Origin of the sequence: Ferrimonas pelagia (genome assembly GCF_039543565.1) — a bacterium.
Lineage (GTDB): Bacteria > Pseudomonadota > Gammaproteobacteria > Enterobacterales > Shewanellaceae > Ferrimonas > Ferrimonas pelagia.
Genome location: NZ_BAABJZ010000023.1, coordinates 139,653 through 153,357, shown reverse-complemented (window position 1 = coordinate 153,357; position 13,705 = coordinate 139,653). Strand labels below are relative to the sequence as shown.

Genomic DNA, 13,705 nt, shown 5'->3' with positions numbered 1-13,705 from the left:
TGCCGTTCAGCTAGCTGTTCCCCTTACCGGGCCAGCAGTGGACTTTCACCACCAAGTCATCCGATCGCCACCACGCGAACCGGAACAGTGCCCGTCAAGGCACTGCGTGCCATGCCTGGCACACCCATAAAAAACGCCGTCCAGGGGGACGGCGTTCTTAGCATGGCTGATTTGGCGCTACGATTCTTCGTTTAGCGACTCAGACTCTTCGATCCGGGCCTTTAACTTTTGGCCAGGTCGGAATGTCACCACACGGCGTGCAGTAATTGGGATATCTTCGCCCGTCTTCGGATTCCTACCGGGACGCTCGTTCTTTTCCCTGAGCTCGAAGTTCCCAAAACCCGACAGTTTAACCTGTTCTCCACTTTCTAGGGCCAGACGGATCTCCTCAAAGAAGATCTCCACCAGATCCTTTGCGTCCCGCTTGTGCAGGCCAAGTCGTTCTACAAGCTGTTCTGCCATATCGGCTTTGGTTAGCGCCATAGTTTTCAGTCCCTCAACTGTGCGTTGAACTCTGATTGTAATGTTACCAGGATGCTTTCGACCGCCTCAGCGATCTCCTTCTCTTCAAGCGTACGCTCAACATCCTGCAATGTCAGGGCGATGGCAAGACTCTTAAAGCCTTCCTCGACACCCTTACCACGGTATACATCAAACAAGTTTACGGCAACCAACTGATTTCCGCCAACTTTTCTTATCATGTTTTCAACATCACCGGCACCGATTGATTCAGCCACCACGATCGCGATGTCACGACGGTTAGCAGGGAACTTGGAAACGGGCTGTGCCTTTGGCAGTTGACGCTGCAGGATCGCCTGTTGCTCGATCTCAAACACCACAGTTCGGCCATTTAGGCCGAGTTTCTTCTCGTGCTGCGGATGAACCGCACCGATCAGACCGACGACCTTATCACCCAGCAGGATCTCAGCACACTGGCCAGGATGCAACGCCGGGTGTGAGGCCGCACGGAAGCTGAACTGATGCGGGGTATTGGTCAACGCCAACGCCGCTTCCAGATCGCCTTTCAGGTCAAAGAAATCCACCGCCTTAACGCCGCTATCCCAGTGCTCTTCACCTTGGGTACCAGCAATGACCGCCGCCAACATCGGCTCCTGACGCATGCCGTTCTCGGCGGAGGCATCAGGAATAAAGCGCAGGCCAGACTCGAACAGGCGCACACGGCTTTGCTGGCGGGCTTGGTTATACGCAACCGCGCCCAGCAACCCGGTCCACAGCGACAAGCGCATGGCGGACATCTCAGAGGAGATCGGGTTCGGCAACACCAGTGGCTCGACGCCCGGGTGCAGACGTGCCTGCAGCTTAGGATCAACAAAGCTGTAGGTGATCGCCTCCTGGAAGCCACGATCCACCAGCAAACTGCGAACGCGCTTCAGCGGCAGGTTGGCTTCGGTGTGATCGGTCATCTCCAACTTAGCCACGGGAGCCAAGTTCGGGATATTGTTGTAGCCGTAGATCCGCGCCACTTCTTCGATCAGATCCTGCTCGATGGCCATATCAAAACGCCAGCTTGGCGCTTTGGCCTGCCAGCCACCTTCCACTTCGGCCACTTCACAGCCCAAACGGGTCAGGATGTTGGCAACCGTCGCGTCATCAATGTAATGACCCAGCAGGTTATCCAGCTTCTCGCGGCGCAATGTAATGGTCGCGGCCTTTGGCAGGTGCGCATCAGACTTCACCTCGACAACCGGACCGGCTTCGCCGCCACAGATCTCCAGCAGCAGTGCGGTTGCACGCGCCATCACCTTGGCTTGCAGCTGGCTGTCGACGCCACGCTCAAAGCGATGGGACGCATCGGTGTGCAGACCGTAGGAGCGCGCTTTACCGATGATGGACAGTGGGTTAAAAAACGCACACTCAAACACGATATCGGTGGTCTCAGTGGTCACGCCACTGCGCTCGCCACCAAAGATCCCAGCCAGTGCCAGTGGGCCCTGATCATTGGCGATCAGCAAGGTGTCTTCACGCGGCTCGATCTCGTTACCGTCCAGCAGTGTCAGCTTGTCGCCGGCTTGCGCCAAACGGACTTGCAGGTTGCCGTTCAGTTTCGCCAGATCAAACGCGTGCATCGGCTGGCCGTATTCGAGCAACACGAAGTTGGTAATATCAACCACAGGATCGATAGAGCGAATGCCACCACGGCGCAGTTTTTCCTGCATCCACAGTGGGGTTTGTGCCTGTACGTTAACGTTCTTGATCACGCGTCCCAAGAAACGTGGACAGTGCTCTGGCGCGTCAACGCGAATGTCCAGGGTGTCTTCGATGGTCGCAGCCACTTCCGCCACAACCGGCTCGGTCACGTCACAGCTGTTCAGAACACCCACTTCGCGAGCCACACCATTCAGGCCCAAGCAATCGGCGCGGTTTGGCGTCAGATCGATCTCGATCTGCTTGTCGTCCAACTGCAGGTATTCACGGATATCGGTGCCGATCGGCGCGTCCGCTGGCAGCTCGAGGATACCATCGGACTCGACGTCGATCCCCAGCTCGGAGAAGGAGCACAGCATGCCGTGAGACGGCTGGCCGCGCAGCTTGGCTTTTTTGATCTTGAAACCACCGGGCAGCTCGGCACCCACGGTGGCACAGGCCACGCGCAGACCCAGACGGCAGTTTTTCGCGCCACACACGATGTCCAACAGCGCTTCGCCGCCAACATTTACTTTGGTGACTTGCAGCTTGTCGGCGTCTGGGTGCGGACCGCACTCAACCACTTCGCCAACAACCACGCCGGTAAAATCAGCCGCGATGGCTTCTACGCCATCCACTTCCAAACCGGCCATGGAGATCTGCTCAGACAATGCTTCGGTAGAGATAGCCGGGTTGACCCACTCGCGGAGCCAAGATTCACTAAATTTCATTTTGGCTGATCCCCTTACTGGAACTGCTTCAGGAAACGCAGATCGTTCTCAAAGAACGAACGCAGATCGTTGACGCCGTAGCGCAACATGGTCAGGCGCTCTACGCCCATGCCAAAGGCGAAGCCGGTGTATTTCTCTGGATCGATCCCCACAGAGGCCAATACCTTCGGGTGCACCATGCCGCAACCCAGCACTTCCAGCCACTTATCGCCCTTGCGGCGAACATCCACCTCAGCAGATGGCTCAGTGAACGGGAAGTAAGACGGGCGGAAACGCACTTCCAGATCTTCCTCAAAGAAGTTACGCAAGAAGTCATACAGCACGCCTTTCAGCTCGCCAAAAGACACCTTCTCTGCCACCAACAAGCCTTCAACCTGATGGAACATCGGGGTGTGGGTCTGATCGTAATCATTACGATAGACGCGGCCCGGACAGATGATGCGGATAGGCGGCGCGGTCTTCTCCATGGTACGGATCTGCACACCACTGGTGTGGGTACGCAACATCAGATCAGGATTAAAGAAGAAGGTATCGTGATCGGTACGAGCCGGGTGATGGGCTGGGATGTTCAACGCATCAAAGTTGTGGAAACCGTCTTCGATCTCAGGGCCACTGGCCACAGAGAAACCCAGATCGGCAAAAAATGCCTCGATCCGCTCGATGGTGCGGTTTACCGGGTGAACACCGCCGGTAGGCAGCTTACGCCCCGGCAGGGTCACATCAACCGACTCTTCTGCCAATTTGGCATTCAGAACTTCGGTTTGCAGGGCTTCAATGCGGCCATTCAGCGCTTGCTGAACCTGCTGCTTACCTGCGTTAATTTTCTGGCCTGCGGCTGGACGCTCTTCCGCGGACAATTGACCCAAGGACTTCATCAGGGCGGTGATCTCACCCTTCTTACCCAGGTAGTTAACCCGGATCTCGTCCAGTGCTTTCAGATCGTTGGTCGACTCAATGGCCACCAACGCCTGAGCAACGATATCTGCTAATTGCTGCATCTGTATTCTTCTCGGTTCCGATCCGGCCTAAATGAAATGACCACTTCGGGGAAGTGACAAAGGTAGAAATTCTACTTCATTGTGACGGTTAGAAAAACCCTGATAGTGACGGAAAGTTCCGCCCGTGTTGCCACAAGCCGACAGGGTTGCTCAAACATCCAGCAATGCCACAGGGTCACGGCCGGTCGCCAGACCAGAAAGCTTGAGCCAGCTCACAATTACACGATAACAACAAAGGTTCGACTCAAGCTCAACCGCTCACTGCCGATCGTTAGCCCTATCCATATTCCGCCCAATCGATTGAGCTCATGAGTGACTTCCGCCCCAGCTTCTGGGACATGCAACTAATTAAACTGACCATCCGTGAGAAACTGATGGTGCTCTACCTTGGGCCACTATTGGCTGCGTTAGCCTTTGTCGGTCTCATGATCCACGATGATTGGCGCGCAGAGAACCAACATGAGATCGAAGCGGTGATCGAGCAATCTGCCCTGCTCGCCGACATTCTCGCACTGCAGTACGATGAGTGGAACCACGAGACGATTCAAACCGTCAATCGCTTGATGCCCAATGCCGGGGTGGCGGCCAATGATCATTCCGAGTTGGCCCGCATCGCCGGTACCGGCACCGTTGTCGAGCAAAACGGTCATTACTTTGCCTCCGCCCCGCTGGGCGGTGGACACTATGTGTATGCTCAGAGCCGGATCCTGCCGTTTGCAGAGGCGGTCGCCGATCATCGTGGATTTCTCCTCGCCATAGTGCTGTTTGCCGCCCTTGTCCTGTATCTGGCCTCGAAGATCTGCGGCTTTATTGTTGGCACCCTAGAATACATGAAGTACGTCATGGGCCGCGCGGCCGACAATGATCTGACCGTTCGCATGAATTTTGCCCCCGGCCGGGATGACTTCCGCTCACTGGCACACCGGATCGATAGCTTGATCGGTGCGCGCCAGAGCGTGGTGACCGAGCTGCGTCAGGTATCACACACCATGGATCAAGCCGCCGGCGCACTGCGTGCCGAATCGGAAAACAGCAACCGTTTGTCGATCAGTCAACGTCAACACCTCGACAACCTGGCGTCGGCGATGGAGGAGATGACAGCCACGGTCCGCGAAGTGGCCAATCATGCTGAACACACCTCGCTGGAAACCCAACAAGCCAGCGCTGAAGCGGAGCGTGGTCATGATCAGATCCAGCAAACCATCAGCAGCATCGAACAGCTGGTGGCCGATGTGCATAACGCCAGCAGCGCGGTCACGCAGGTCAATAGCAATGCCGCCCGCATCGATGCCGTGATCACCACCATTAACGCCATCTCCGAGCAAACCAATCTGCTGGCACTGAACGCCGCGATCGAAGCCGCTCGGGCCGGTGAGCAGGGCCGCGGCTTTGCCGTCGTCGCCGACGAAGTGCGCACCTTGGCCGGTCGGACGCAAGACGCCACCGTGGAGATCCAACAGATGATCGAAGAGTTGCAAAGTGGTACGCAATCACTGGAGCAACTGATGAACAGTACGGTTCATCTGGCCGAAGCGGGGCGGGAGCAGGTCAGCCAAACCGGGCAGGATCTGATGCAGATCGCCCAGCACGCCGACAAGGTGTTTAGCATGAGCAGCCAGATCGCCACCGCCGCCGAACAGCAAAGTCAGGTGTCCAATGAGATCGCAGGCAACCTAATGCAGATCCGCAACGAATCGCATGAGCTGGAGGACGCAGCGCGAAATTCGGTCGAAGCGACTCAAACGGTTTACGGCACCGCGCAAACCCTCAGCGAGCAGCTACAAGGGCTCAAGGTCTGATATTGCCCGTTCGTTGAACACGCCACATCACCTCACGTAAGCCACTCAATTGCCTCGCGAGAAAGGCCAATGGTTGCGCCAATCAAGCGAGTTTCCGAATAGACCGTCGCTCACGGTGGTCTTTTTTCGAACAAAGCTTGAACCTTTTATGCTCACGTGCGTCTTACTCATGAGCGGTGGAGCGTATTCATCGTCTCATTCCCTGCATATGAAAGTTTAACGCGACCCTGTGTCGCGTTTTTTTTGCCTGACGTTTACCCTAGAGTCAGGTTTCTGAATGAACATCACTATGCCCACGCCAAGACAGGATATCTTTTACCTCCACCTCCTGCGCTGTATTGCTGCCATCGCCGTTATCGCCATTCATGTGCTTGGTCCGTTCCGTTTTCTTTATGGCGAGATCCCGTTCGATGCTTGGTTCAGTGCGGTCGGGATCAACGCGCTGAGTCGTTGGGCCGTGCCCATTTTTATGATGATCAGCGGCGCACTGCTACTGTCCAGCAACAAACCATTCGATGCGCGCCATTACCTTAAGCGACGATTAGGCAAAGTGGTGATCCCCTTTGTTGCTTGGAGCCTGATCTACGCGGGGATCAGTGGCGCACTGGCCAATGATCCGCAGATCACCGTACAGGCCATCGTCGATGCCCCCGCCAACCCAACCTGGTATCACCTGTGGTTTTTCTACGACTTTATCCCGCTCTACTTTGTCATACCGTTGCTCGCGCCACTGCTCAAGGCGATGAACGAGGAGCAGATCAAGATCCTACTGGCCGGATGGCTCACCCTCACCTGCATGCACTTTCTTAAGGTGCCAAGCTTTTTACGCGAGCCACTGGTGCTGTTTATCGGTTATCTGGTGCTGGGTTGGTACCTGTTTAACCGAGATAACCGGTCTCAGTTACCCCTTTGGCTGGGGCTAGGTATCTCGGCGGCCGTGATCAATCTGCTAGGCAGCTATTGGGCATCAGACCACAAAGGCGCCTACTCCGCGCTCTTTATGGGCTATAAGTCGATCAACACCGTGGTGATCGGCGCCATGCTGTTTGTGCTGGCACAAAGCTACGCGGAGCGGCTCGGCGCAGCGCTACGCCGGATCGTCACCTCGATCTCGACCTACAGCCTGGGGATCTATTTGATCCACCCACTGCTATTGATCCCGATCCGCAGTGCCATAGAGCGCGACTACGCTCAGTTTGGCCATCCTGCTGTCGCGATCCCGGCTTTGACGCTGCTCACGCTCGTCGTCGCCTGGGCCCTAACCGCGCTGCTGGCGCGACTCCCCATAGTGCGTCAGTTAGTGCCCTAATGGCGCACTCGTGGCCATGACGAACTGAACTTAGCGCCTTGGCGCAACACGCTCAAAGCATCCTGACCGCCATGTCCCGTTAGGGCTGGCTTACGCAAGCCATCGCTGTGCGCAGCCAAGTTAAAAACTGCCCGCTTCGACTTCACATACCGTTAGTCCACGCCTTCCCGTCACCATGACCGTGTGCGAAAAGCCAACTTAACGCGACCTATTCGCTGTTGTCGGTCAAATGTAGCTGGCGCTGTGGATAGGGGATCGACAGTCCTTCGGCGTCAAACCTGAGTTTAACGGTGCGGGTGATATCCCAATACACCTCCCAATAGTCCTCGGTTTTTACCCAAGGCCGCACGATGAAATCAACCGATGAATCACCCAGACGATGGAGCTTGATGGTGGTCTCTGGCGTCGCCAAGATCAACGGGTGTGCCGCGACAATGCCGGTCAGGACCTGCTCGGCGTGTTCGAGATCGTCTTCATAGGCAATACCAAACTCCATATCGACCCGCCGCACCCGCTCTGCTGTAATATTCTTGATGGTATCGGTCCAGATCTTGGCATTGGGTACGACAAAGACCTGATTATCAAAGGTGCGGATCGTGGTGTTGACCAAGCTCATCTTACCGACTTTACCTGCAACGCCCGCCGCCTCGACATAATCCCCAACATCGAAAGGTCGATAGATCAGGATCATCACACCCGAAGCAAAATTGGACAGGGTGTCCTGCAAGGCAAAGCCGATCACGATCCCCGCTACCCCCAACCCCGTCAGCAACGGCGTCAGATCCAACCCGACCTGAGCCAAGGCCCACAACAGACCTATAACGAACACCAAGCGGCCGGTGATCCCGACCAGAAAATCCTGCACCAGACTGCTAAGTTTGCTGCGCTCGTGATGCACCGCCTTCTCAACCAGATGACGGCAGAAACGGGCAAACAACACGGCCGCACCGAGGATCAAGGCAAACACCATCAAGCGCGACAAGATCCCATTGAGATTGTCTTGTGCCCAGAGCTGCATCTCTTCAAGCAGGCCTTTCAGGACGGTTTTCGCCGCGCCCCAACTGGACACCGCCTCGACCAGATCACCGGTGGTTTTAAAGATCAGCTCATTAAAGGGGGTCGGATCGAGCCCCATGCTGGCCATGATCTTCACCAGATCACGCAAGCTATCCACGCCGGTCCGGACCAAGCGTGCATGTCCCTCGAGCCGCGCCTTCAATTCAGTCCGCTGCTCCGCCGGCAAACGCTTCATCTCGCGATTGAGGATCTCCTGCTGATGGGCACTGGAGCGGATCGCCAACGACAGATAGCGGGCATATTGATCCAGCTCTTGCGCAAAACTGCGTTGCTCTTTATCTGTATCTACATTCAGTTGCCCCAGCGACTGAATGTTGTCCGCCCGCTGCAACAGTAACCAGTTGAGATAGGCAAACATGTCATTGAACGACACCCAAACTAACAGCTCCTGCTCCGTTGTCGCCAACTCATAGCGCTCGTAAGCGCCTCGGATCGCTAGGCTGGCGTTCTTGAGTCGTCGCTGCAGATATTGGCTCTCGGCAAACAAGATCGTCACCGCCCAATCGGTTTGCTCGAGGGTATGACTGGCCACACCTTGCGCCACAAAACGGTCCAGCCGCTCACCCAATGCCGTGGCGGCATCGATGATCTGCTGCTGTAACAGCTGACGATGAAACTCCGATTGACTGCTGTCCCATTCCCCTTCCCATTGGCTGATCTGCTGCTCAACCTGGCCCAGATCCGTCTGAACGGCTTCCAACTCGACCGCCCATCCCTGACATGCCAATAGCACAAAAATGCATCCGACGAGTCTGCTCACACGCGTGCCCTGCTCAAAGATCGTACCCTCTAGTTTAGAAGGGAGCCGGGCCGAGCTGCAGACAAAACCGTCCCATCCTTACTGCGACAGTTGTCACTGCCCAAAGCATCACGTAACGTATTGGATACGCAGGTAAGTCACAAAAATGGATTAATCGTGAATAAAACCACCTTTCTCATTGCCGCCTTTATCCTCGTCGCTCTGATCAGCAGCTTTTTTATCATGAAGCATCTGGGCCAGAGCAACACAGCAACCGCGGATAGCACCATGCCCGCCAAGGCCCTCGAAGCGATCGAGTGCAGCGCTTATTACCAATTGAGCGCTGACACCATCGAACGTATGCAGGTTCAACGGATGCTGCCGGTAGCCAAACGACTGGCGCAGTCTGCGCAGATGGCAGAACGAATGGCGCAATCGCTCAGTTCAGCACAGGATCTCACCGCGCAAATCGAGCAAGCAAAACAAAACCATCTGGCCACCCTGCCCGATCCCAACCAACTCGGACCGCTGATGAGTAAATATCGAGAGCCGTGCCAAACCCTGCTCAGCACCGGTTAATGCAAACGCTTCTTAACTGCATTTAACCCTTGAGCCGCGATCCGTGGGTGTGGTATAAATCACGCCCCCAACAAGCAGTAAGAGTCAGATCCGACAATGAACAGTTCCCGTACACAAAAACACTTGGATACCCTTTCCATCGGAATGTCCGTCATTTGTCTGATCCACTGCTTGGCCGTGCCGCTGTTTCTCCTGCTCGGCATGGCGGTCCCCAGCCTGCTGATGAGCGAAGAGCTGTTCCACGAGATGATGCTGTTTGCTGTGGTCCCACTGAGCTCGGTGGCGTTTTTCCTAGGCTGTCGCAAACATCGCAACCTCTCGGTTCTGGCCTACGGCCTCAGCGGCTTAGCGACACTGATCTTCGCCGCCTTGTGGATGCATGACCTCGGCGGGCACGACGCGGAGACGGCCATGACGCTTGTCGGCACATCACTGATGGTGATCGCACATCTGAAGAACTATCGTTTATGCCGCCGCTGTGAGTGTCAGCACTAACCTCCCCTGCAGCACCGGCGATCTGTACTAAGCTGTTGAACATATCAATGTTTCACAATAGAGCTTGGTCGCATGGTTGCCGATATACCCCCGCGCAAGATCCTGGTTCTGCTGGCCCATCCAAGCCAGCATCGCTCTGAGATAAATCGACCACTGGCACAAGCTCTGGCGCCTTTACCTGGGCTTACGCTGGTGGATCTCTATGCCGAATACCCCACCATGGAGATCGACATAGAAGCGGAACAACAGCGTCTCACCACACACGATGTCATCATCTTCCTCCACCCCCTGTATTGGTACTCCACTCCAGCGATCCTCAAAGAGTGGCAAGATCTGGTCCTCGAGTACGGCTTCGCCTATGGCTCTACCGGCAATGCGCTCAAAGGCAAACTGTTTTTCAGTATCGTAAGCGCCGGTGGGCCACTGAGCGCCTATCAGCCCGATGGGCTCAATCGCCACTCCATTGCCGAACTGTTTCGCCCCATCGAGATGACGGCCACCCTCTGTAAGCTGCGCTATCTGCCCCCCTTGGTTTTATATGACGCCCGCCATGCACAAGCGCAGAGCCGATTACAGGATCATATCCACCATACCCTGTCCCTGCTTGAGGCCATACGCCATCATAAGGTCGACATCACCCAGCTCAGTCAACTGACTCAACTCAATGACTGGCACCTCGGGGACGCCGCGCATGACTGACATCCTGCTGTACAGCTTTATCTATCTGGTCGCCGCGGTGATCGCCGTGCCCTTGGCCAACCGATTTGGCTTGGGATCCGTACTGGGGTACCTGATCGCCGGGGTGGTGATCGGCCCCGTGCTTGGTCTGGTGGGCTCAGAAACCGAGACACTGCAACACTTCGCCGAGTTTGGTGTGGTCATGATGCTGTTCCTCGTCGGACTGGAGCTGGAGCCGCAGATGCTCTGGCAGATGCGCGGCAAGCTGCTGGGCCTCGGCGGTTTGCAGGTCGGCTTAACCACAGGGATCATCACCGCCCTCGCTTACCTGATGGGATTAGATTGGCGTCTGGCGCTCGCCATCGGCCTGATCTTCGCACTCTCCTCCACCGCCATCGTGCTGCAAACCCTCAACGAAAAAGGTCTCAGCAAAACCGAAGGCGGTCGAGCCGCCTTTAGCGTACTGCTGTTTCAAGACATCGCCGTCATTCCCATGCTGGCGCTTATCCCGCTGTTGGCCCTGCCCGAGTTGCAGCAAGCGGGAACAGCTGTTGAGGGGGGCCATGCAGAGCTGAGCTTGGTGGCCCACCTGCCCGGCTGGGGCAAAGCGTTAGCCGTCGCTGGTGCCATTGCCATCGTGGTGCTGGGCGGACACTACCTGACCCGCCCGCTGTTTCGCATGATCGCCAGCGCACGGCTACGCGAGATCTTCACTGCGGCGGCGCTGATGTTGATCATCGGGATCGCGGTGCTTATGTCATTGGTGGGGCTATCCCCCGCTCTGGGCACGTTTCTGGCCGGCGTCGTCCTAGCCACCAGCGAATTTCGCCATGAACTGGAATCCGATATCGAGCCCTTTAAAGGCCTGTTGTTAGGCTTGTTTTTTATTACCGTGGGCGCAGGGATCCGCTTTGATGTGCTGTTTGCCGATTTTGCGCTGGTGATGGCATTAACCTTCGGCGTCATACTGATCAAGTGCCTGGTGCTGCTCGCGCTGAGCTTTATCTTTAAGATCCGCTTGGCCGAGCGCTGGTTGTTCAGTCTTTCCTTGGCGCAAGCTGGCGAGTTTGGCTTTGTGCTGCTCTCATTCAGTGCCCAACAATCGGTGATCCCACCTGAGCTGATGCCAACCCTGTCACTGGTTGTGGCGCTATCTATGCTGCTGACACCCGGATTGTTTATCCTCTATGAGCGAGTAATATTGCCCCGCTTTAGTCAGGATAAGAATCGCGCTGCCGATGAGATCGATCACAGCAGTGCGGTACTGATCGCCGGCATGGGCCGATTTGGTCAGGTCGTCAGTCGAGCGTTAACGGCGTGCAAAGTTGATCCGGTGATCCTCGATCTCTCACCGACCCAGATCGAAGCGATGCGAGCCGTGGGATTAAAAGCCTTTTACGGCGATGCCTCCCGGCCAGATCTGCTCCATAGCGCGGGGATAGAGCAAGCCAAACTCATGGTGATCGCCATCGACGATCAGGACAAGGCGCTACAGTTGGTGCACCACTGTAAGGCCCATCACCCACACTTAAAGGTCTTGGCGCGCGCCTGGGATCGGGGCCACTACTACAAACTCAAGCAAGCGGGTGCCGATTTCATCACACGCGAAACCTTTGAGGGCTCATTGAAGACCGCCAACCAATCCTTAGTGGCCTTAGGGATCCATCCATTTGCCGCCGAACAAAAGATCCGCGCATTTCGATGCCACGAAGAGGGCACAATGGATACGCTGTACCAACACTGGCTGGAAAACAATGATTGGCGTACCAACGCCAACTACCGGGCCAGCTTTCTCGCCAAGGTGCAACAAGCCAGCACCATTCTCGACAAAGATCGGGATGACAACCACTCCAGCTATGCCCGCGCCTGGACCCCACCGCCGAAAGGTTATGTCGATGATCTGATCCAAGACCGCCAGAGCCCTTCCGATGAGTGAGTATCATGAGGGCATCAGGCACGACTGAGTACTCAACCGAGATCAGGCGCGCTCGAGTTGCCCCTCCCCATCAAGGCGCTGCAGTTGGCCGGTACGAGGCTCGATCCGCAACCCGCCTTTTTGCAGGCAAAGCTCCAGCATTAATTGAAAGATCCGGTACGCCTGTGCACGCTGGCCCTGCAGTCGACTCACCTGATCTTTGCGTTGATCCCACAGATAGGGAAACGGATTGGGCTCCCACAACACCAATTGCCCTTGAGGATCGAGACCATAATCAAACGCCACCAGATCCAGCTCCAGCTTCTTGCGTAAACGATTGAGCACCCGATGATGGGGCTCCGCGTCTAACTGCAGGTACCGGGCTTCCTCAGCCACGTACTCCTCATGATGCAGCCGGCTCTGCGCCCGTATACACCAATCGTTGGACACGATCAGATGATGGGGCACACCACGCTCCCCCACCAGTACATAGCGATACTTGCGAAAACAGCCATCGCTGCCGCGCGTGTCTATGTATTCACACGCTGCCGGCTGGCGAAAGCCCTGCCAATCGATCCCGTCAAAGTCACTCTGACAACGAACCAGACGCATCGGCCTGGCATGAGTTGCGTCATCGCGCACAATAAACGGCAATCCCAACCGCTGCTCCAGCGCCGCAAAGGCGGTTTCTGGCCCACACAGCACAATATCGGCACAACGGATCCCCAAGGAGCGCGCCGCGTCCAACGCCACCTTTTTGCGGGCATTGCTCAACACCCGCACCGGATTGACGATCCCACAGCCGACCGCCGCATAGGCCTGCTCGATCGTAACAACCCGCTGGTACAGCGCCAGATCTCGCTCCCGGACGGGATCCCGCAACCAAGGCAACAACAAGGCATCGCTACCGGCGCGCTGCGCCCAACGAGAGTCACTCAAGGTAAATCGCAGCTGCCGATATATCGCCGGGTGGGTGGCCTCAAGCCAATGAAAAAAAGCAAAATTAAACTGACTGTCGTCTTCGACTAAGACCTGTATGGTGGGCTCGCGGCTGAGACTGAGACGAAGGTTACGCGGGTAAAAATCATGTAAGCGGGCGAGTTTCGAGACGATCCTGTGTGTCAGCGGCTTTGCCATATCCTAACTCCCTCTCCCTTAGGCCGGCTCCGGGCGATCCCGATGCAAGTACCGCAAGTGTAGACCCTTGCGGATCGGCCGCCGAGAACAGGGGGAGGAGCCG

Annotated in this window: 11 protein-coding genes; 6 read left to right on the top strand and 5 right to left on the bottom strand. The window is 56.3% G+C overall.

All coding sequences use genetic code 11. The annotated features are described in order from the left end of the window. Positions 1-177 precede the first annotated feature (177 nt). Genes ABEA08_RS08740 through pheS form a run of 3 tightly spaced genes read right to left on the bottom strand, consistent with a single transcriptional unit; the run spans position 178 to position 3,874 of the window. Positions 178-483, bottom strand: coding sequence for an integration host factor subunit alpha (locus ABEA08_RS08740; RefSeq protein ID WP_345334914.1), 306 nt, complete (start codon positions 481-483; stop codon positions 178-180). Between the two features lie 5 nt (positions 484-488). Next, positions 489-2,876 carry a phenylalanine--tRNA ligase subunit beta gene (pheT, locus tag ABEA08_RS08735; RefSeq protein ID WP_345334913.1) on the bottom strand — a complete coding sequence of 796 codons (2,388 nt, stop codon included), beginning with the start codon at positions 2,874-2,876 and terminating at the stop codon, positions 489-491. 14 nt (positions 2,877-2,890) lie between these two features. Next, on the bottom strand, positions 2,891-3,874 hold the full coding sequence (gene pheS / locus ABEA08_RS08730; RefSeq protein WP_345334912.1) for a phenylalanine--tRNA ligase subunit alpha: 984 nt from the start codon (positions 3,872-3,874) through the stop codon (positions 2,891-2,893). 308 nt (positions 3,875-4,182) lie between these two features. On the opposite strand from pheS, the gene ABEA08_RS08725 reads away from it, so the two are divergent. Together ABEA08_RS08725 and ABEA08_RS08720 are read left to right on the top strand one after the other, a co-directional pair. Further along, on the top strand, positions 4,183-5,673 hold the full coding sequence (locus ABEA08_RS08725) for a methyl-accepting chemotaxis protein (protein WP_345334911.1): 1,491 nt from the start codon (positions 4,183-4,185) through the stop codon (positions 5,671-5,673). 277 nt (positions 5,674-5,950) lie between these two features. Continuing rightward, complete coding sequence (locus ABEA08_RS08720; protein WP_345334910.1) at positions 5,951-6,982, top strand: acyltransferase; 1,032 nt, start codon at positions 5,951-5,953, stop codon at positions 6,980-6,982. A gap of 208 nt (positions 6,983-7,190) precedes the next feature. Here the strand turns inward: ABEA08_RS08720 and ABEA08_RS08715 are convergent, their stop codons facing one another. Continuing rightward, a complete protein-coding gene (locus ABEA08_RS08715) occupies positions 7,191-8,819 on the bottom strand; it encodes a mechanosensitive ion channel family protein (RefSeq protein ID WP_345334909.1) in 1,629 nt (542 codons plus the stop codon). Positions 8,820-8,975: 156 nt separating this feature from the next. Here ABEA08_RS08715 and ABEA08_RS08710 point away from each other — a divergent pair, with 156 nt between their 5' ends. The 4 genes from ABEA08_RS08710 to ABEA08_RS08695 all read left to right on the top strand — a co-directional run bounded on the left by ABEA08_RS08710 (position 8,976) and on the right by ABEA08_RS08695 (position 12,486). Beyond that, positions 8,976-9,377, top strand: coding sequence for a hypothetical protein (locus ABEA08_RS08710; RefSeq protein ID WP_345334908.1), 402 nt, complete (start codon positions 8,976-8,978; stop codon positions 9,375-9,377). A 96-nt stretch (positions 9,378-9,473) separates the two neighbouring features. Further along, the gene (locus ABEA08_RS08705) at positions 9,474-9,872 is read left to right on the top strand and encodes a MerC domain-containing protein (RefSeq protein WP_345334907.1); all 399 of its coding nucleotides are present in this window, start codon (positions 9,474-9,476) and stop codon (positions 9,870-9,872) included. A gap of 72 nt (positions 9,873-9,944) precedes the next feature. Beyond that, on the top strand, positions 9,945-10,571 hold the full coding sequence (locus tag ABEA08_RS08700) for an NAD(P)H-dependent oxidoreductase (protein ID WP_345334906.1): 627 nt from the start codon (positions 9,945-9,947) through the stop codon (positions 10,569-10,571). Then, positions 10,564-12,486: a monovalent cation:proton antiporter-2 (CPA2) family protein gene (locus ABEA08_RS08695; protein ID WP_345334905.1), complete on the top strand. Its 1,923-nt coding sequence runs from the start codon at positions 10,564-10,566 to the stop codon at positions 12,484-12,486. Before ABEA08_RS08700 ends, ABEA08_RS08695 begins: the two co-directional genes overlap by 8 nt. A 42-nt stretch (positions 12,487-12,528) precedes the next feature. Here the strand turns inward: ABEA08_RS08695 and ABEA08_RS08690 are convergent, their stop codons facing one another. Further along, on the bottom strand, positions 12,529-13,602 hold the full coding sequence (locus tag ABEA08_RS08690) for a hypothetical protein (protein ID WP_345334904.1): 1,074 nt from the start codon (positions 13,600-13,602) through the stop codon (positions 12,529-12,531). Positions 13,603-13,705 lie beyond the last annotated feature (103 nt).

What these genes read in the sequence shown, in the direction of transcription:
- ABEA08_RS08700 (WP_345334906.1), top strand. Translation starts at nt 9,945, where the DNA reads ATGGTTGCCGATATACCCCCGCGCAAGATCCTGGTTCTGCTGGCCCAT.
- pheT (WP_345334913.1), bottom strand. Translation starts at nt 2,876, where the DNA reads ATGAAATTTAGTGAATCTTGGCTCCGCGAGTGGGTCAACCCGGCTATC.
- ABEA08_RS08690 (WP_345334904.1), bottom strand. Translation starts at nt 13,602, where the DNA reads ATGGCAAAGCCGCTGACACACAGGATCGTCTCGAAACTCGCCCGCTTA.
- ABEA08_RS08695 (WP_345334905.1), top strand. Translation starts at nt 10,564, where the DNA reads ATGACTGACATCCTGCTGTACAGCTTTATCTATCTGGTCGCCGCGGTG.
- ABEA08_RS08705 (WP_345334907.1), top strand. Translation starts at nt 9,474, where the DNA reads ATGAACAGTTCCCGTACACAAAAACACTTGGATACCCTTTCCATCGGA.
- ABEA08_RS08720 (WP_345334910.1), top strand. Translation starts at nt 5,951, where the DNA reads ATGAACATCACTATGCCCACGCCAAGACAGGATATCTTTTACCTCCAC.
- ABEA08_RS08740 (WP_345334914.1), bottom strand. Translation starts at nt 483, where the DNA reads ATGGCGCTAACCAAAGCCGATATGGCAGAACAGCTTGTAGAACGACTT.
- pheS (WP_345334912.1), bottom strand. Translation starts at nt 3,874, where the DNA reads ATGCAGCAATTAGCAGATATCGTTGCTCAGGCGTTGGTGGCCATTGAG.
- ABEA08_RS08725 (WP_345334911.1), top strand. Translation starts at nt 4,183, where the DNA reads ATGAGTGACTTCCGCCCCAGCTTCTGGGACATGCAACTAATTAAACTG.